Source organism: Enterobacter cloacae complex sp. HYC080_NIDB, from assembly GCF_056673325.1.
Map to the genome: position 1 here is coordinate 3,177,280 of NZ_CP114212.1, position 19,322 is coordinate 3,196,601.

A 19,322-nucleotide genomic window follows, 5' to 3' on the forward strand; every position below is an offset into this window, starting at 1 on the left:
CCTGTCTCCGCATTAGTAAGTACGAATCTTCGGCGGGAACGCCGGACGCAGTTTCGGTTCCATGTTGACGCTACGACGCGTCATGGATTCCGACTCTGGCAGATACAGGGAATGGCACAGCCAGTTTTCGTCATCACGATCCGGGAAGTCGAAGCGGCTATGCGCGCCACGGCTCTCGGTACGGAAGTTTGCCGACATCGCGGTCGCGAATGCGGTTTCCATCAGGTTATCCAGCTCCAGGCATTCAACGCGCTGGGTGTTGAACTCGCTGGAGGTGTCATCCAGACGGGCATTTTTCAGACGCTCGCGGATCGCTTTCAGCTGCTCAAGACCTTTGGCCATTGCGTCACCTTCGCGGAATACCGAGAAGTTATGCTGCATGCATTCCTGTAGTGCTTTACGGATTTCCACCGGATCTTCGCCGTTACGGTTGCCGTTCCAGCGGTTGAGGCGCTCAAGAGAGGCATCAATTTCGTCGTCGGTCGCGTCACGCAGCGCGCCCTGCTCGGCAATGGATTCCTGCAGATGCAGACCGACTGCACGGCCGAATACCACCAGGTCCAGCAGCGAGTTGCCGCCGAGACGGTTTGCGCCGTGAACGGATACGCAGGCAATTTCACCTACGGCGAACAGGCCAGGAATAACAACATCTTCGCCCTGCTCGTTCACGGTCAACGCCTGACCGGTCACTTTGGTCGGAATACCGCCCATCATGTAGTGGCAGGTTGGGATAACAGGAATTGGCTCTTTCACCGGGTCGACGTGTGCGAAGGTACGAGACAGCTCCAGAATGCCCGGCAGACGGGATTCCAGCACCTCTTTACCCAGATGGTCGAGTTTCAGCTTCGCGTGTGGACCCCATGGGCCATCACAGCCGCGGCCTTCACGGATTTCGATCATGATGGAACGCGCCACCACGTCACGACCCGCCAGGTCTTTCGCATTCGGGGCATAACGCTCCATGAAGCGTTCGCCGTGTTTGTTCAGCAGGTAGCCGCCTTCACCACGGCAGCCTTCTGTTACCAGAACGCCGGCACCGGCGATACCGGTTGGGTGGAACTGCCACATTTCCATATCCTGAACCGGCACGCCTGCGCGGATTGCCATGCCGACACCGTCACCGGTGTTGATGTGGGCGTTGGTGGTGGACTGGTAAATACGGCCTGCACCGCCGGTGGCCAGCACGGTTGCGCGGGCTTTGAAGTAAACGACTTCACCGGTTTCGATACACAGCGCGGTACAACCGACCACTGCGCCATCGGCATTTTTCACCAGATCCAGCGCATACCACTCGGAGAAGATGGTGGTGTGGTTTTTCAGGTTCTGCTGATACAGGGTGTGCAGCAGTGCGTGGCCGGTACGGTCAGCCGCCGCTGCGGTACGTGCCGCCTGCTCGCCGCCGAAGTTTTTCGACTGGCCGCCAAACGGACGCTGATAGATGGTGCCGTTTTCCAGACGGGAGAACGGCAGCCCCATGTGGTCCAGCTCCAGAATCGCTTCCGGGCCGGTCTTACACATATATTCGATGGCATCCTGGTCGCCGATGTAGTCGGAACCTTTTACCGTGTCGTACATGTGCCATTCCCAGTTATCTTCATGGGAGTTACCCAGCGCAACGGTAATACCGCCCTGCGCGGATACTGTGTGGGAACGGGTCGGGAATACTTTAGAGAGCAGCGCACAGGTCTGGCCGCTCTGGGAAATTTGCAGTGCGGCACGCATACCTGCGCCACCGGCACCAATCACAACAGCATCAAATTCTCTGACTGGCAGTTTCATTACACACCCCACACCACAACGAATCCATAAATAACGTAAACCACCAGTGCAACGACAATGGCCAGCTGCAGAGGAAGGCGAATCGCCAGCGGTTTAACGTAATCGGTCAACACCTGCCACATACCAATCCACGCATGAATAAGGATGGAGAACAGCGCCAGCAGGGTGAACACTTTGGTGAAGGCGGATCCGAAGAACCCACTCCAGATTTCCCACGTCAGCGTACCGCTGGTCGCGAAGAAACCAATCATATAGATGATGTAAAGGGTGAGAACGATGGCGGTAGCACGGACAAGAATGAAGTCATGTACGCCGTTGCGTCCTAATGCGGAGGCGTTGCTTACCATACGAGAACTCCTGCGAGAAGTGAAAGCACGACAGTAATCACAAATGAAATGTTAGCGGAGCGTTTCCCGGCTTCGAACGTCTCTTCCAGGTAGCCAAAGTCCATCAGCATATGACGAACACCCACGACGACGTGGTACGCCAGCGCGGTCAGAATGCCCCACATGATGAATTTCACGAAGAAGCTGTTCATGATGGCAGAGGCCTGGAGGAATCCTTCAGGGGAGGAGAGGCTGGTACCCAGTAACCACAGCAGAATGCCGACCGCCACAAACGTAATTACACCTGAAACACGGTGCAGAATGGACGCTATTGCTGTTACGGGGAACCGGATCGTTTTCAGATCCAGATTGACAGGTCTTTGTTTTTTCACATTTCTTATCATGAATAACGCCCACATGCTGTTCTTATTGTTTCCTTCCTCCGGACTGCGATGCGGGTCAAGCAGCGTTCCTTTTCTATAACTGCGCGTCATGCAAAACAATGCTTCCAGATGCTTCAACGACACATTACAACGCTGGGTGGCTCGGGATTGCAGGGTGTTCCGGAGACCTGGCGGCAGTATAGGCCGTTCACAAAATCATTACAATTAACCTACATACAGTTTGTCGGGTTTTCTCTGGAACAGTGATCAGGGTCACGATAACAACATCTTTTTAATTTTTAATCATCTGATTTGACAAATGTTAAACAATATTGTTACAAACGTCATCAGAAAAGGCATATAATGCGCAAAAGTTATGAGGTCTCTCTTTCACCTGACAAATAGTTATGTAACAGTGTGATGGTATTGACCGAAGTTATCAGGACAGTTATTAGTGATATACAGGTTTGAATAATTCGGACTGCAAAAACGCTGATTTGCTGTTGTTTCACTGATATTTCATTCGTTTACCTGCAAGGCGCCATAGCTCTGTACCCTGGTTTGTCCTCGTGAGCTGAGCGGTAAGCCAAATAACAATCTGGTAACGGTGATTAACAGCTGAAAGCAAATCCGGTAAAGCGCAGTCTTAAGCATAAGGCGCTAAGGAGACCGTAAATGGCTGATACAAAGGCAAAACTCACCCTCAACGGTGGTGATGCTATTGAACTGGATGTGCTAAAAGGCACGCTCGGTCAGGATGTTATTGATATCCGTACGCTGGGTTCCAAAGGAGTATTTACCTTTGACCCTGGATTTACCTCTACCGCATCTTGCGAATCCAAAATCACCTACATTGACGGTGACGAAGGTATCCTGCTCCATCGCGGCTTCCCCATCGATCAGTTAGCCACCGAATCCAACTATCTGGAAGTGTGCTACATCCTGCTGAACGGCGAAAAGCCAACGCAGGCGCAGTACGATGAATTCAAAACCACCGTCACCCGTCACACCATGATCCATGAGCAGATTACCCGTCTGTTCCATGCGTTCCGTCGTGACTCTCACCCGATGGCAGTGATGTGCGGGATTACCGGTGCGCTGGCGGCGTTCTACCACGACTCCCTTGACGTGAATAACCCGCGTCACCGTGATATCGCGGCGTTCCGTCTGCTGTCCAAAATGCCTACCATGGCGGCGATGTGTTACAAATACTCCATCGGCCAGCCGTTTGTGTATCCACGTAACGACCTCTCCTACGCCGGTAACTTCCTGCGCATGATGTTCTCCACGCCGTGCGAAGAGTACGAAGTGAACCCGGTGCTGGAACGCGCAATGGACCGTATCCTGATCCTGCACGCTGACCACGAACAGAACGCTTCCACCTCTACCGTCCGTACCGCGGGCTCTTCAGGCGCGAACCCGTTCGCCTGTATCGCTGCGGGCATCGCCTCCCTGTGGGGACCGGCGCACGGCGGTGCGAACGAAGCGGCACTGAAGATGCTGGAAGAGATCAGCACCGTTGAGCACATTCCTGAATTCGTGCGTCGCGCGAAAGACAAGAATGACTCCTTCCGCCTGATGGGCTTCGGTCACCGTGTTTACAAAAACTATGACCCACGCGCCACCGTGATGCGTGAAACCTGCCACGAAGTGCTGAAAGAGCTGGGTACCAAAGATGATCTGCTGGAAGTGGCGATGGAGCTGGAACACATCGCGCTGAACGACCCGTACTTCATCGAGAAGAAACTCTACCCGAACGTCGACTTCTACTCCGGTATCATTCTGAAAGCGATGGGTATTCCGTCTTCCATGTTCACCGTAATCTTCGCCATGGCCCGTACCGTAGGCTGGATTGCGCACTGGAACGAAATGCACAGCGAAGGCATGAAAATCGCCCGTCCTCGTCAGCTGTATACCGGCTACGAGCAGCGTGATTTTAAGTCTGATATTAAGCGCTAAAAACAAGCCCGGTGGCGCTCACGCTTACCGGGCCTACAAGTGCGAAATGTAGGCCGGGTAAGGCGTAGCCGCCACCCGGCTTTTTTACATCTGGCACCCGGGACACCAGTAAAACGGTCTTGAGGAAAGCATTGTCCTCTCTATAATCGCGCCACATCGCTCGCACTTTTTCCCCGCCCGATGAAACACCTTAAACCGGAACAGCGCCCCGTGATGCCTGTTCTCATCTACCACGCCGCGCGTCGTGTAGGATAAACGCGGTATGTCCAGCAGCGCATGGGACAGCGCTTCCAGCTGTTCATCGCTGAGCTGCGAGGCTTTATGCTGCGGCGCCAGCCCGGCTTCCCAAAGGATTTCCACCCGCAGGTAGTTGCCGAGCCCGGCCAGAAAGGCCTGGTCGAGAAACAGACCGGAAAACTGCCGATTGCGAAATTTGGGTGACAGCAAACGGGCTTTCACATCGCCAGCCGTCAGGCGCATATCCAGCACATCCGGCCCGACGCGCAGCAAGAACGGATGAACGAGCAACTGCTCAGGCGTTAACATTTCGATATCCGACGCGCTGTAAAGCAGGATGGCTTTATCCGCCGTTTGCAGCCTGACCCGCAGCACACGGGTGGTTTGCGGCTGTTCATCCGCGTTTACCACGCGCCAGACGCCGTAAAGCTGGTTATGGCTATATAACGTCAGGTTATGGGAAAAGTGCGTGAGTAAGGCTTTCCCGCGCGTTTCAATATGGGTCACCGTCTGCCCCAGCAGCTGTGATTCAAACGGTTTGAGTTGCGGAAAGGCAAACCAGACATCCGTCAGCGGTTTGCCCTTTATCGCCGCTTCCAGGCTATCCGCCGCGCGGCGGATCTCCGGACCTTCTGGCATGTTATTGTCCTTAAATGATTATTCTGCGCTGACAAGAATACCCTCATCAGAGAACGCTGCCCGCAGGCGTCGCGCAAACTGGAGCGCATGCTCGCCGTCGCCATGTAAGCATACCGTATCGGCCTGAACGTTTGCCGATGTACCATCCACAGCGAAGACACGCCCGGCGCGCACCATCTCCAGCGTCTGCGCCAGCGCTTTACCTTCGTCGGTAATGAGCGCCCTGGCCTGCGTTCGCGGCACCAGGCTGCCATCAGGCTGATATCCCCGGTCGGCAAACACTTCCTGGCGGGTGGTTAACCCCAGGCGCTGCCCGGCGCGGATCAGCTCGCTGCCCGCCAGGCCCACCAGAATCAGCTGAGAGTCACAATCCCGCACCGCGCGGGCAATGGCGTCCGCCAGAGCAGGATCTTTCGCCGCCTGATTGTAAAGCATGCCGTGCGGCTTCACGTGGCGCAGTACGCCCTTCTCAGCGCGCACTATCGCCTCCAGCGCGCCAATCTGGTAAAGCATTTGAGCGTAGACCGTCTCCGGCGGCAGGTCCATCGCCGTACGGCCAAAGTTCTCCCGGTCGGGAAAGCTCGGGTGAGCGCCTATCGCCACGCCGTTTTTAATGGCATTGCGCACGCTCTCCAGCATGGTTTGCGCATCACCCGCGTGAAAGCCGCAGGCGATATTAACCGAAGAGACCAGCGTCATCAGCTCTGCGTCGGCGCGGCTCCCCTCCCCCAGATCGGCATTTAAATCAATCTTTACCATCAAGCCTCCACGCCAGCTGTTCGAGATAACGCTGCTGATCCTGCCGCGCTTTCAGCGCCTCCTCCAGCGAACATTGCACGAAATGGATCGGCTGACCGAGGGGAATTTGCGCCAGATGGTAGCGATCCGCGTCAATAATGCAGGCAATGCGCGGATAGCCGCCCGTCGTCTGCGCATCGTTCATCAGCACAATGGGTTGACCATTGCCCGGAACCTGAATGACGCCAGGCAATAAGCCGTGGGAGAGCAACTCCCGGTCGGTTGTGCGGGTCAGCGGCTGCCCCTGCAGGCGGTAGCCCATGCGGTTACTCTGCGGGCTAATCTTCCACGGCGAACGCCAGAAAGACTCTTTAGAAGCGTCATCGAACTCCTGATATTCCGGCCCCGGTAAGGCGCGGATCACGTTCCCCCACAGCAACTGTTTTACGCCCTGCGTCGTCGAGAAATCGCGTGTTGACGGCTTAATCGCCAGACGATCGCCATCGCGCAGCGAACGTCCCTCATGCCCCCCTATGCCCGCTTTCTGATCGGTACTGGCTGATCCCAGCACCTCCGGCACGTCAATGCCCCCCGCTACCGCAAGGTAACTGCGCACCCCGTGCAAAGGCCGTTTCAGCGTCAGACGTTGCCCGGCTTTCGCCCGCAACCGCCAGCCGGTCCACACCGCTTTGCCGTCCAGCGTGGCGTCACAACCTGCGCCGGTCAACGCAAACCAGGTTTCCTGACCGAACTCAATCACGCACTGACCCAGCGTAATTTCTAACGCCGCCGTGCTGCCTGCGTTACCCACCAGCAGGTTGGCAATCTCCAGCGAAGGACGATCAAGCGCACCGCAGTAGCTCACGCCAGACTGGCGCAGGCCAAAGCGGCCGGCATCCTGTACCGAGGTATAAAGCCCTGCGCGAAGTAACGTTAACATACCCCCTCCTTCTGCGGGATAAAGCGAAGGGTATCGCCAGGACGAAGGAGAATGGGTGCCTCCTGCCCCGGTTCAAATAATGGCATGGCGGTGTGCCCAATAAGCTGCCAGCCGCCCGGTGAGGTGAGCGGATAAATTCCGGTTTGTTCGCCGCCAATTGCCACCGTTCCCGCGGGAACGCTCAGGCGTGGCTCGGCCCGGCGCGGCGTATGCAGCTGAGGGGATAATCCGCCAAGATACGGGAAGCCGGGTTGAAACCCGAGAAACCAGACCACGTAATCCACCGAACTGTGCAGCTCAACAACCTGCTTCTCCGTTAATCCGCAGTGATCCGCCACCACGCCAAGATCCGGCCCACCCGTGCCGCCATAGACGACCGGGATTTCAATCATTCTCGATTCCGGCTCCAGCGCTTCGCTCTCTTCCCACCAGCGCTGAAGACGTTCAATAGCATCCAGCGCCTTTGTCTGCGGGTTGCGCAGCACGACGGTAATGTTATTCATGCCAGGAATGGTTTCTACCACTTCCGGGATGTCAACCAGACGCTGTGTCAGCCGCCAGATACGCTTTTGCGTGGCAAGCGTGACCGGCGGTTCAAGTTCCAGTACAACTGCGCTTTCACCCAGAAGATAACAACGCGCTCTCTGCACTCGGGCACCTCTCATCAGGCGGGATTAGGGATATCAATAAAGGTCACATCCAGATCGGTATTTTCCGTCAGCCATTCACTGAGGGCGCGGATACCGCCACGCTCGGTAGCATGGTGGCCTGCCGCGTAAAAATGCAGCCCCTGTTCACGGGCTGAGTGAACCGTCTGCTCAGAGACTTCACCGGTAATAAACGCATCAACACCAAAACGCGCGGCGCTGTCGATAAAGCCCTGACCGCCGCCGGTACACCAGGCAACGCGCTTAACGGTATCCGGCCCCGTGTCGCCACACCACAGCGGACGACGCCCGAGACGTGCTTCGATCCACGAGGCCAGCTCCAGACCCGGAACCGGCATCGACAGCTCTCCCCACGGAACCAGCGGCTCGATTTCGCCCATCACAGTGATCCCCAACAGCTGCGCCAGCTGGACGTTATTCCCCAGTTCCGGGTGTGCATCCAGCGGCAGGTGGTAGCCGTACAGGTTGATGTCATTGGCCAACAGCGTTTTCAGGCGGTTGCGCTTCATACCGCGAATAATCGGTGATTCGTTTTTCCAGAAATAACCGTGGTGAACAATGATCGCATCGGCCTCCTGACGCACCGCTTCATCCAGCAATGCCTGGCTTGCCGTCACACCGGTGATGATTTTTTGCACTGTCTCTCGGCCTTCCACCTGCAGCCCATTCGGGCCGTAATCGCTGAAGGCGGCGGTATTGAGTTTTTCGTTAATCAGGCTTTCCAGTTCGCTGTTTTTCATCATCACTCTCTTAAGCTTTACGGGCGGCTTCATAGGCCGCCAGCGTGGCGACGCGCGCCTGTTTATGGTCAACAATCGGGCGGGGATAATCGAGCTTTACGCCCTGTTTATCCGCCCATGCCCACGGGTCGTGGATCGCTTTCGCAGGAACATGCCTGAGCGCGGGCAACCAGCGACGAATAAAGTCGCCGTTAGCATCAAATTTTTGTCCCTGAGTGGTCGGATTGAAAATCCGGAAATAGGGAGCCGCATCGGTACCGGTAGAGGCCGCCCACTGCCATCCGCCATTATTCGCTGCCAGATCGCCATCGATCAGCTGAGAAATAAAATAACGCTCCCCGACACGCCAGTCGATAAGCAGATCTTTCACCAGGAAGCTGGCGGTAATCATTCGCAGACGGTTGTGCATCCACCCGGTTTCATTCAACTGGCGCATCGCGGCATCAACAATCGGATAGCCCGTCTCCCCCTTTTTCCAGGCCAGTAAACGCGCCTCGTCGTGCTGCCATTTTACGTTATCGGTCCAGGGAATGAACGGGCGATGCTTGCAGAGATCGGGATGATAAGTCATCAGATGGCGATAGAACTCACGCCAGATCAGTTCGTTCAGCCACACCGACCCCGTCCCGCCGTCCAGCGCCTGCGGCTGCTCGGCCAGGAGACGATGCAGACACTGGCGAGGAGAGAGCACGCCCAATGCCAGGCAGGCCGATAATCGGCTTGTCCCTTCAACCGCCGGAAAATCCCTGCGCGCGTCGTACTCTCCCGCGCCCTGCTTGCAAAACTGGCGCAGCTTCGCAATCGTCGATTTCTCACTGGCAGGGAACAGAAGATCGTCGAACGTCTGTTGGGGATAGTTAAACGTTAATTCAGGCAGATCGGTTATGGCATCGCCCCGAACAGCGGGCGCGGCCACGCACTCAGGCAGCGCCTCTTTCAGGCGTTTAACAAACGCATTTTTAAACGGCGTAAACACTTTGTACATTTCGTGACTGCCGGTCATGACGCTGCCCGGCGCCAGCATGACGCTGTCATCAAATCCTTCACAAACTACCCCGTCCAGCATGTTTTCCAGCTGGCGATCCCGCCGCTGTTCGTTCAGCTCGTACTGATAGTTATAAAAAAGGTGTGTGACGCCGTTTTGCTGACAGATCGCCTGCAGCATCTGAAGCTGCGCGGCAAAATCACTGACCTCTTTGTAGATCAGCGGAATACCTTTTTCAGCAAGCGAGTGTTGCAGAACGTTCAGATGTGATTTGAGGTAAGCCGCCTGGCGCGGTGCCATATCATGCTGCTGCCACTGTTCGGGCGTAGCGATGAACAGTGCCAGCACGCTGGCATCCTCAGAACGACAGGCTGCCGCGAGAGCGATGTTGTCATGTACGCGCAGATCTGCGCGAAACCAAACCAGATGGGTGGGCATAAAACTCCAGGCAAATATCCATTATGTCCGTAAGGGCACGCCACCAAAGGAAAAAGTGGCGAGCTTTTACTGTACTTTGCCATGAAGTGTAGACGGGATGAAATAAAAAAGGCCGCCCGGGGCGGCCTTAACGCTACTTGTCCTGCACTATCGTGGTAAAAGCGACAAATTGGTTCGGTTCATCGCTCTTAACAACGAGTAAGCTGGTGACAATGAACGCGATGCAAAAATAGCGTTTCATTATGCGGTCCCTGCTACTAACCGCTCCACCGTTCACCACCGGTGATAAATCGGTGGACACAAGCCCGGGTAGGCGGGCTGCTTTACGGCTGTAAATACACCTTTCCCGGGACCGATGCCCATTTGCGAGATGGCGGAAAGGGACGTAGCATCATAATTAACATTCGCTGCTAAGGTAAGATACTCAAATAAAATTAGGAATTTATAAAGACTTAGAGGGATTGTCATCTGCTTACAGGATGGTATGATGAAAATCCCGGGTAGGGGCTGCAAGACCATCCCCACGGACCGCGAATCCCGAGGGATAAAAAAACCGCCACATTGCTGTAGGCGGTTTTTTTATTGCTATGTGTAGTCTTTCTTTTTTTAGTAGAAGTCGCAGGTCGCTTTCTCGGCCTGATCCATCCACACCGGCTTCTCGCTGGTTTTCGCCCAGACGCGGTGCAGATAGCTGTAAAAACGAGCGCGATCTTTCCAGAACAGCATCACCGGCAGGGCCAGCACGCCAGCCACTACGGCGAAAGTACGACGCATGAACACAATATGAGCTGGATACGCTTTATACAGATCCATATTTTCTCCCCTATAGTTGGCCGGAAACGTCATCCGGAAAATTCAAAATCTGTGACCTGGATAAAATAATATCGCTTTGCGTGTAATTTTACTACTCATCCGACCACTTATTTTCATTCATTTAGTGAATATTTACACTCGCGCCGTAATTTAGTTACAAAAAAGTTAACAATTTACTTACCAATAGTTAAATTGTGGGCTTTGCCATTTTTATACTTTTTTTACACCCTCTCTCCTCATTTTTGCGAAATCTTTGCGCCATAAATCCTACCGTTAACCCAACAACAAAAGTCACCCGGAGGTGGATTGTGAGTGCAGGTCTTATTGCCGGCATCGTGCTGGTGTTCCTGTTATTGGGTTATCTGGTTTATGCCCTGATTAATGCGGAGGCATTCTGATGGCTGCTCAGGCGTTTTTGCTTATTGCCAGCTTCTTACTGGCGTTGTTCGTTCTGGCAAGGCCACTGGGAATGGGGCTGGCAAGGCTTATCAACAACGTCCCCCTGCCTGGTACGGGAAGCGTTGAAAAAGGGATCTGGCGTGTACTGGGAATAGACGATCGCGAGATGAGCTGGCGTGAATATCTTTTTGCCATTCTGCTGCTGAATATTGTTGGGCTGATTGCACTTTTTACCCTGCTGATGCTGCAGGGGAGTCTGCCGCTGAATCCGCAACAATTACCGGGTCTGTCCTGGCATCTTGCGCTGAATACGGCAGTCAGCTTTGTCACCAACACCAACTGGCAGTCCTATGCGGGTGAAACCACGCTCAGCTATTTCAGCCAGATGGTTGGGTTAACCGTCCAGAACTTCCTCTCTGCCGCCAGCGGTATCACTGTGATCTTCGCGCTGACGCGCGCGTTTGCTCGTCAGAAAATCAGTACCCTGGGTAACGCGTGGGTGGATCTGACGCGCATCACGTTGTGGATATTGCTGCCAATTGCACTGCTGATCGCGCTGTTCTTTATTCAGCAAGGTAGCCTGCAAAACCTGCTGCCATACACCCCTTATACCTCGCTGGAAGGGGCAAAACAGCTCCTGCCGATGGGGCCCGTGGCGTCGCAGGAAGCCATCAAGATGCTCGGCACCAACGGCGGCGGCTTCTTCAACGCCAACTCATCGCATCCGTTTGAAAACCCGACTGCCCTGACCAATTTTGTGCAGATGCTGGCGATTTTCCTGATCCCCACCGCACTCTGCTTTGCCTTTGGTGATGTCGTCAACGATCGCCGTCAGGGGCGCACCCTGCTCTGGACCATGTCGTTAATCTTCGTGGTCTGCGTTGCGCTGGTGATGTGGGCTGAATGGAACGGCAATAGCCATTTCATGCAGCTTGGGGCTAACAGCAATATCAATATGGAAGGTAAAGAGAGCCGCTTTGGCATTCTCGCCAGCAGCCTCTATGCGGTGGTCACCACGGCGGCCTCGTGCGGGGCGGTGAATGCCATGCATGACTCCTTCACCGCACTGGGCGGCATGATCCCAATGTGGCTGATGCAGATTGGCGAGGTGGTATTTGGCGGCGTGGGTTCAGGTCTTTACGGCATGCTGTTGTTCGTGATGCTGGCGGTGTTTATTGCCGGTCTGATGATTGGTCGTACGCCGGAATACCTCGGTAAAAAAATCGACGTTCGCGAGATGAAATTAACCGCGCTGGCGATTCTGGTAACCCCTGCCCTCGTACTGCTCGGCTCCGCACTGGCGCTGATGACCGAGGCCGGACGCAGCGGCATCTTTAACCCGGGTATTCACGGCTTTAGCGAAGTGCTGTATGCCGTCTCCTCTGCCGCCAACAACAACGGAAGTGCCTTTGCAGGCTTAAGTGCCAACTCACCGTTCTGGAACTGTCTGCTGGCGTTCTGCATGTTCGTGGGTCGTTTCGGGATCATTGTGCCGGTCATGGCGATTGCCGGATCGCTGGTGAATAAAAAAATTCAACCGACCACCACCGGAACATTACCGACCCACGGCGCGCTGTTTATCGGCCTGCTCACAGGCACCGTGTTACTGGTTGGTGCCCTGACCTTTATCCCCGCCCTCGCGTTAGGCCCGGTCGCGGAATACCTCTCTTTACGCTGATTTTGCGGAGAATTTGTCATGAGTCGTAAACAACTGGCCCTGTTCGAACCGTCATTAGTTCGTCAGTCACTCATGGATGCGGTGAAAAAACTGAGCCCGCGCGTGCAGTGGCACAACCCGGTGATGTTTATTGTCTGGGCGGGAAGCGTCCTGACCACCGCACTGGCGATTGCCATGGGAACGGGCCACATGCCGGGAAATTCGATGTTTACCAGCGCCATTAGCCTGTGGCTGTGGTTTACCGTGCTGTTTGCCAACTTTGCGGAAGCGCTGGCGGAAGGCCGGAGTAAAGCCCAGGCCAACAGCCTGAAAGGGGTAAAAAAGACCGCCTTCGCACGCAAGTTACGTGAACCAAAATACGGTGCGCAGATGGACCACGTTCCGGCGGATGAACTGCGTAAAGGCGATGTGGTGCTGGTCGAAGCTGGCGATATTATCCCGTGCGACGGGGAAGTGATTGAAGGTGGCGCGTCGGTGGACGAAAGCGCCATCACCGGGGAATCCGCCCCGGTTATCCGTGAATCCGGCGGCGATTTCGCCTCCGTAACGGGGGGGACGCGCATACTCTCCGACTGGCTGGTGATCCAGTGTAGCGTTAACCCAGGTGAAACCTTCCTTGACCGGATGATCGCCATGGTGGAAGGCGCCCAGCGTCGTAAAACCCCCAACGAGATTGCCCTGACCATCCTGCTGGTCGCGTTGACCCTCGTCTTCCTGCTGGCAACCGCGACCCTGTGGCCGTTCTCCGCCTATGGCGGTACGGCGGTCACCATCACGGTGCTGGTGGCGCTGCTGGTCTGTCTGATCCCCACCACTATCGGCGGCCTGCTGTCGGCCATCGGCGTGGCCGGTATGAGCCGTATGCTCGGTGCCAACGTTATTGCCACCAGCGGACGTGCCGTTGAAGCGGCGGGCGATGTAGACGTTCTGCTGCTTGATAAAACCGGGACCATCACCCTCGGTAACCGTCAGGCATCAGACTTCTTACCCGCACCTGGCGTGGATGAAAAAACGCTGGCAGATGCCGCACAGCTCTCATCGCTTGCCGACGAAACTCCGGAAGGTCGCAGCATTGTGATTCTTGCCAAACAGCGCTTTAACCTGCGCCAGCGCGACGTTCAGAGCCTGCATGCCACTTTCGTGCCCTTCACGGCACAGACCCGGATGAGCGGCATTAATATTCAGGACCGGATGATCCGTAAAGGCTCGGTTGACGCCATCCGTCGCCACATTGAGGCTAATAACGGTCACTTCCCATCCGAAGTGGATAGCCTGGTGGAAAGCGTGGCCCGTCAGGGGGCAACGCCGCTGGTGGTGGCTGAAGGCGCAAACGTGCTGGGGGTGATTGCCCTGAAGGATATCGTCAAAGGCGGCATCAAAGAACGCTTTGCCCAGCTGCGTAAAATGGGGATCAAAACGGTGATGATCACCGGGGATAACCGTCTGACCGCCGCGGCGATTGCTGCCGAAGCGGGCGTGGATGATTTTCTTTCCGAAGCCACACCGGAAGCCAAACTGGCCTTGATTCGTCAGTATCAGGCGGAAGGGCGTCTGGTCGCGATGACCGGTGACGGGACCAACGATGCCCCTGCTCTGGCGCAGGCCGACGTGGCGGTGGCAATGAACTCCGGTACCCAGGCGGCAAAAGAGGCGGGCAACATGGTCGATCTCGACTCTAACCCGACCAAGCTGATTGAAGTCGTGCACATTGGTAAGCAGATGCTGATGACGCGCGGCTCGCTGACCACGTTCAGCATCGCTAACGATGTGGCGAAATATTTCGCCATCATTCCGGCCGCGTTTGCTGCGACCTATCCGCAATTAAACGCCCTGAACGTAATGCACCTGCACTCCCCGGCATCGGCCATTCTGAGCGCGGTAATCTTTAACGCCCTGATTATTGTCTTCCTGATCCCGCTGGCGCTGAAAGGCGTGAGCTACAAGCCGCTCACGGCGGCCGCCATGCTGCGCCGCAACCTGTGGATTTACGGCCTGGGTGGGCTGGTGGTGCCCTTCATCGGTATCAAGGCTATCGATCTGCTGTTGACCCTGTTCGGGCTGGTTTAAAAGGTGAATCAAATGACGATGTTACGCCCCGCTATACTTCTGTTTATTCTGCTGTCGCTGATTACCGGGGGGCTCTACCCGCTGGTCACCACCGCCCTGGGCCAGTGGTGGTTTAAGGATCAGGCTAACGGCTCGCTGATTATGCAAAACGGTGAAAACCGCGGTTCGCGCCTGATTGGCCAGAGCTTTACGGACGCTCGCTACTTCCAGGGACGCCCTTCCGCCACTGCCGAAAGCCCGTATAATCCAATGGCATCCGGCGGCAGTAACCTGGCGGGCAGCAACCCGGCGCTGGACAAAGCCGTCGCCGAGCGCGTGGCCGCCCTGCGCGCCGCCAATCCACAGGCCAGCCGCGAGGTTCCCGTGGAGCTGGTCACCGCCTCAGCCAGCGGGCTGGACTATAGCCTGACGCCGGCAGCGGTGGCGTGGCAGATCCCGCGCGTTGCCGCCGCCCGTCAATTGAGTGTTGAACAGGTGAGCAAGCTGGTGGCAGAACACACACAAAAGCCGCTGGTCAGCTATATCGGCATGCCGGTAGTGAATATTGTTGAGCTGAATCTGGCGCTGGACGCGCTAAGGAAAAACTAAATGACCGACGAGCCCATGCGCCCGGATCCGGACAGGCTGCTTGAACAGACGGCTGAAGCCCATCGCGGCAAACTGAAAATTTTCTTTGGCGCCTGCGCGGGTGTCGGGAAAACCTTCGCCATGCTGACGGAAGCCCAGCGGCTTCGGGCGCAGGGGCTCGATATACTCATCGGCGTGGTTGAAACCCACGGACGTAAAGAGACGGCATCGCTGCTGAAGGGGCTTGCCACCCAGCCGCCCCGCCGCATCAGCCATCGGGGTCGTTTAGTCACAGAGTTTGATATTGATGCCGCCCTCGCCCGCCGTCCGGCGCTTATCCTGATGGACGAACTGGCGCACAGCAATGCGCCAGGCTCGCGTCACCCCAAGCGCTGGCAGGATGTGGAAGAATTACTTGAAGCTGGAATTGATGTTTTCACGACGGTTAACGTGCAGCATCTGGAAAGCCTGAACGACGTGGTCAGCGGCGTGACCGGCATTCAGGTGCGCGAGACGGTGCCCGACCCTTTCTTCGATTCCGCTGACGAAGTGGTGCTGGTCGACCTGCCGCCGGATGATTTGCGCCAGCGCCTGCACGAAGGCAAAGTCTATATTGCCGGACAGGCCGAGCGTGCCATCGAACATTTCTTCCGCAAAGGCAACCTGATTGCCCTGCGCGAACTGGCTCTGCGCCGTACTGCCGATCGCGTTGACGATCAGATGCGTGCCTGGCGCGATTTGCAGGGCCAGGAACGCGTCTGGCATACGCGGGATGCCATCCTGCTGTGCGTGGGGCACGGCAGCGGTAACGAAAAACTTGTCCGCACCGCCGCGCGTCTGGCCGCCAAATTTGGCAGCGTCTGGCATGCGGTGTATGTCGAAACGCCGCAGCTTCATGCCCTGCCCGAAAACCAGCGCCGCGCGATTCTGAGTTCGCTGCGCCTGGCGCAGGAGCTGGGTGCCGAAACCGCGACCCTTTCCGATCCTCAGGAAGATAAAGCCATTCTGCGCTACGCCCGGGAGCATAACCTGGGGAAAATCGTCATTGGCCGTCGCCAGCATCGTCGCTGGTTTAGCCGTGAATCCTTTGCCGACAAACTGGCCCGCCGCGCGCCGGATCTGGACCTGGTGATCGTGGCGCTGGATGATAAACCCACCCCCCTTCCCAGCCGCGCCCCGGACAGCCGTACTTTCAGTGATAAATGGCGCATTCAGCTTCGCGGCTGCCTGGTGGCCGTCGTGCTCTGCGCCCTGATCACGATCATTGCCAGCAAATGGCTGATTGCCTTCGACGCGGCCAACCTGGTGATGATCTACCTCCTTGGCGTGGTGGTGGTGGCGCTCTTTTACGGACGCTGGCCGTCGGTGCTGGCAACGGTGATTAACGTCATCAGCTTTGATCTGTTCTTTATTGCCCCTCGCGGGACGCTCGCTGTGTCGGACGTACAGTACATCCTGACCTTTGCCGTGATGCTCACCGTCGGGCTGGTGATCGGCAATCTGACGGCGGGCGTGCGCTACCAGGCGCGCATCGCCCGCTACCGCGAACAGCGCACGCGGCATCTGTATGAAATGTCGAAATCGCTGGCGGTGGGTCGGACCCCGCTGGATATTGTGCAGACCAGCGAGCAGTTTATTCGCTCGACGTTTCATGCCAGCAACCTGATTTTACTCCCGGACGAACACGGTAAGCTGCGCCCGCTAACCTCGGCCTCCGGCATGACGCCCTGGGACGAAGCCATCGCGCGCTGGAGCTTTGATAAAGGGTTACCTGCGGGCGCAGGGACCGACACCCTGCCCGGCGTGCCCTATCAAATTCTGCCGCTACGCAGCGCCGATAAAAATCAGGGGCTGGTGATTGTTGAGCCCTCAAACTTGCGTCAGCTGATGATCCCCGAGCAGCAGCGGCTGCTGGAGACTTTTACGCTGCTGGTTGCCAGCGCGCTGGAACGGCTGGCGCTTACCGCCAGTGAAGAACAGGCCCGACTGGCCAGCGAGCGTGAAAGCATTCGTAACTCGCTGCTGGCGGCGCTGTCTCACGACCTGCGGACCCCGCTGACCGTTCTGTTTGGTCAGTCAGAAATCCTGACGCTGGACCTGGCCGCGGAAGGGTCTAAACACGCCCTTCAGGCCAGCGAAATCCGCCAGCACGTGCTGAATACCACCCGTCTGGTGAATAACCTGCTCGATATGGCGCGCATTCAGTCGGGCGGATTTAACCTCAAAAAAGAGTGGCTCACGCTGGAAGAAGTGGTAGGCAGCGCGCTGAAAATGCTGGAGCCCGGCCTCGGTGGGCGGCATATCGCGCTGAACATGCCTGAACCCCTGACCTTAATTCACGTCGATGGCCCCTTGTTTGAACGGGTGCTGATCAATCTGCTGGAAAATGCCGGTAAATATGCCGGCTCAAGTGCCCGGATTGGCGTGGATGCGATGGTAGAGGATGGCACGCTTCACCTTGACGTCTGGGATACCGGACCGGGCATTCCTGCCGGGCAGGAGCTGGCTATTTTCGAAAAATTCGCGCGCGGGAACAAGGAGTCGGCCATTCCGGGCGTTGGGCTCGGGCTGGCGATTTGTCAGGCGATCGTTGACGTCCATGGCGGAACCATTTCCGCAGAGAATCGTCCGGAAGGCGGCGCGCGTTTTTGTGTTACACTTCCTCTGGAAACCCCGCCAGAACTGAATGAATTACCCGAGGATTTGTGATTAACGTTCTGATTGTCGAAGATGAGATCGCCATTAGCCGTTTTCTGCGCGCTGCGCTGGAAGGAGACGGTCTGCGCGTTCACGATGCGGGTACGCTTCAACGGGGTTTAATTGAAGCCGCCACCCGCAAGCCGGACCTGGTGATCCTCGATCTTGGGCTGCCGGATGGCGACGGCATCGATTTTATTCGTGAGGTTCGTCAGTGGAGCCAGATGCCGATTCTCGTGCTCTCTGCCCGTACTGAAGAGACGGATAAAATCGCCGCGCTGGATGCCGGCGCCGATGACTATCTGATTAAACCCTTTGGCATTGGCGAATTGCAGGCTCGCCTGCGTGTGGCGCTGCGTCGTCATAGCGCCACCACGCCTGCCGACACAACCTACACGTTTGGTGATATTCGGGTTGACCTCGCCGCACGGCGCATTGTGCGCGGTGAAGAGGAAATCCATCTTACCCCCATCGAATTCCGCCTGCTCGCCGTGCTGCTTAATAACCACGGCAAGGTTCTCACACAGCGCCAGCTGTTGAGTCAGGTGTGGGGACCCAACGCGGTGGAACATAGTCACTATTTGCGCATATATATGGGTCACCTTCGTCAGAAACTGGAAGTCGATCCCGCTCGCCCTCGCCATTTATTAACTGAAACCGGTATCGGTTATCGATTTATGCTTTGAATAACTATTCATATTATTTTCTAAATAATCAAAAACCCTCCCGATCAATATTAAAAAAATAATCAATACATTATTCCATGGATTATTTTTTCTCGTTTAAAACATTAACAAAACCAATCATTAACACTTCAACAACAAATCAGCATTTTGATCTGCGTTATTCATCAAAAACGACTAATTATTTCTGAAATAATCGGTTAAGGGTGATCTGATTCACAGTTAATCCCTTTTTCCTGGATAAAATGACCATGCTTTCAATTACTGAAAGGAAAATGAAACATGGAAAACAACAATCGCTTAATGCCCCATATAAGGCGGACAACACATATCATGATGTTTGCCCACCGAAACTGCTTTGACTTTCACCTCTTTAATGCCCGGTAGTCCTTCGACTTCTGGCGCACTCGCTTACAGGTTATCCTGAAATACCTTATTTTACAGGCCATTGCCTGTGAAGTCGTGCGCTCATTCCACTTAATTCAGACTCATCTGCAACCGGGCGGACTGAATTTCAATCATCAAAAAGCAATTTACTGATTTTAATCAGCGGCCACACCTTGCTTTTTTTCCGGAAAATTATCGA

General features: G+C 55.9%; 18 protein-coding genes. 8 read left to right on the forward strand and 10 right to left on the reverse strand.

The genetic code is table 11. The features are described from left to right. Positions 1-12: 12 nt before the first annotated feature. The 3 genes from sdhA to sdhC are packed head-to-tail and all read right to left on the reverse strand — an operon-like array spanning position 13 to position 2,524. Positions 13-1,779, reverse strand: a complete 1,767-nt coding sequence (gene sdhA, locus O1723_RS15125) for a succinate dehydrogenase flavoprotein subunit (RefSeq protein ID WP_014883036.1) — start codon at positions 1,777-1,779, stop codon at positions 13-15. After that, positions 1,779-2,126, reverse strand: coding sequence for a succinate dehydrogenase membrane anchor subunit (sdhD, locus tag O1723_RS15130; RefSeq protein WP_008501088.1), 348 nt, complete (start codon positions 2,124-2,126; stop codon positions 1,779-1,781). The genes sdhA and sdhD overlap by 1 nt, the downstream gene beginning before the upstream one ends. Continuing rightward, positions 2,120-2,524 carry a succinate dehydrogenase cytochrome b556 subunit gene (gene sdhC / locus O1723_RS15135; RefSeq protein ID WP_020684965.1) on the reverse strand — a complete coding sequence of 135 codons (405 nt, stop codon included), beginning with the start codon at positions 2,522-2,524 and terminating at the stop codon, positions 2,120-2,122. Before sdhC ends, sdhD begins: the two co-directional genes overlap by 7 nt. A gap of 639 nt (positions 2,525-3,163) precedes the next feature. On the opposite strand from sdhC, the gene O1723_RS15140 reads away from it, so the two are divergent. Continuing rightward, positions 3,164-4,447 carry a citrate synthase gene (locus O1723_RS15140; protein ID WP_014883035.1) on the forward strand — a complete coding sequence of 428 codons (1,284 nt, stop codon included), beginning with the start codon at positions 3,164-3,166 and terminating at the stop codon, positions 4,445-4,447. Positions 4,448-4,531: 84 nt separating this feature from the next. Here O1723_RS15140 and nei read toward each other — a convergent pair whose 3' ends face one another. The 7 genes from nei to O1723_RS15175 form a co-directional block, all read right to left on the reverse strand. Continuing rightward, a complete protein-coding gene (nei, locus tag O1723_RS15145; RefSeq protein WP_023336929.1) occupies positions 4,532-5,323 on the reverse strand; it encodes an endonuclease VIII in 792 nt (263 codons plus the stop codon). An 18-nt stretch (positions 5,324-5,341) separates the two neighbouring features. After that, positions 5,342-6,082, reverse strand: coding sequence for a 5-oxoprolinase subunit PxpA (gene pxpA, locus O1723_RS15150; RefSeq protein ID WP_023336928.1), 741 nt, complete (start codon positions 6,080-6,082; stop codon positions 5,342-5,344). After that, positions 6,069-7,001: a 5-oxoprolinase subunit PxpC gene (gene pxpC / locus O1723_RS15155; RefSeq protein WP_023336927.1), complete on the reverse strand. Its 933-nt coding sequence runs from the start codon at positions 6,999-7,001 to the stop codon at positions 6,069-6,071. The genes pxpA and pxpC overlap by 14 nt, the downstream gene beginning before the upstream one ends. Further along, a complete protein-coding gene (gene pxpB, locus O1723_RS15160; protein ID WP_023336926.1) occupies positions 6,995-7,651 on the reverse strand; it encodes a 5-oxoprolinase subunit PxpB in 657 nt (218 codons plus the stop codon). The genes pxpC and pxpB overlap by 7 nt, the downstream gene beginning before the upstream one ends. Positions 7,652-7,665: 14 nt before the next feature. Beyond that, positions 7,666-8,409: a type 2 GTP cyclohydrolase I gene (locus tag O1723_RS15165; protein ID WP_014883030.1), complete on the reverse strand. Its 744-nt coding sequence runs from the start codon at positions 8,407-8,409 to the stop codon at positions 7,666-7,668. A 10-nt stretch (positions 8,410-8,419) separates the two neighbouring features. Beyond that, on the reverse strand, positions 8,420-9,832 hold the full coding sequence (gene phrB, locus O1723_RS15170; protein WP_023336925.1) for a deoxyribodipyrimidine photo-lyase: 1,413 nt from the start codon (positions 9,830-9,832) through the stop codon (positions 8,420-8,422). A 606-nt stretch (positions 9,833-10,438) separates the two neighbouring features. Next, positions 10,439-10,645 (reverse strand): YbfA family protein, encoded by a 207-nt coding sequence (locus O1723_RS15175; RefSeq protein ID WP_014883027.1) that lies wholly within the window; start codon positions 10,643-10,645, stop codon positions 10,439-10,441. A 308-nt stretch (positions 10,646-10,953) separates the two neighbouring features. On the opposite strand from O1723_RS15175, the gene kdpF reads away from it, so the two are divergent. From kdpF to speFL, 7 genes are all read left to right on the forward strand, one after another. Then, positions 10,954-11,043: a K(+)-transporting ATPase subunit F gene (gene kdpF / locus O1723_RS15180; protein WP_014069365.1), complete on the forward strand. Its 90-nt coding sequence runs from the start codon at positions 10,954-10,956 to the stop codon at positions 11,041-11,043. Beyond that, on the forward strand, positions 11,043-12,722 hold the full coding sequence (gene kdpA, locus O1723_RS15185; RefSeq protein ID WP_023336924.1) for a potassium-transporting ATPase subunit KdpA: 1,680 nt from the start codon (positions 11,043-11,045) through the stop codon (positions 12,720-12,722). The genes kdpF and kdpA overlap by 1 nt, the downstream gene beginning before the upstream one ends. An 18-nt stretch (positions 12,723-12,740) precedes the next feature. Then, on the forward strand, positions 12,741-14,789 hold the full coding sequence (kdpB, locus tag O1723_RS15190) for a potassium-transporting ATPase subunit KdpB (RefSeq protein ID WP_248190737.1): 2,049 nt from the start codon (positions 12,741-12,743) through the stop codon (positions 14,787-14,789). 12 nt (positions 14,790-14,801) lie between these two features. Continuing rightward, positions 14,802-15,377, forward strand: coding sequence for a potassium-transporting ATPase subunit KdpC (gene kdpC, locus O1723_RS15195; protein WP_023336922.1), 576 nt, complete (start codon positions 14,802-14,804; stop codon positions 15,375-15,377). Then, complete coding sequence (gene kdpD / locus O1723_RS15200) at positions 15,378-18,065, forward strand: two-component system sensor histidine kinase KdpD (RefSeq protein ID WP_023336921.1); 2,688 nt, start codon at positions 15,378-15,380, stop codon at positions 18,063-18,065. Beyond that, on the forward strand, positions 18,062-18,739 hold the full coding sequence (gene kdpE, locus O1723_RS15205) for a two-component system response regulator KdpE (protein ID WP_023336920.1): 678 nt from the start codon (positions 18,062-18,064) through the stop codon (positions 18,737-18,739). The genes kdpD and kdpE overlap by 4 nt, the downstream gene beginning before the upstream one ends. Positions 18,740-19,018: 279 nt before the next feature. Continuing rightward, complete coding sequence (gene speFL / locus O1723_RS15210; RefSeq protein ID WP_003858645.1) at positions 19,019-19,123, forward strand: leader peptide SpeFL; 105 nt, start codon at positions 19,019-19,021, stop codon at positions 19,121-19,123. Positions 19,124-19,322: the final 199 nt, after the last annotated feature.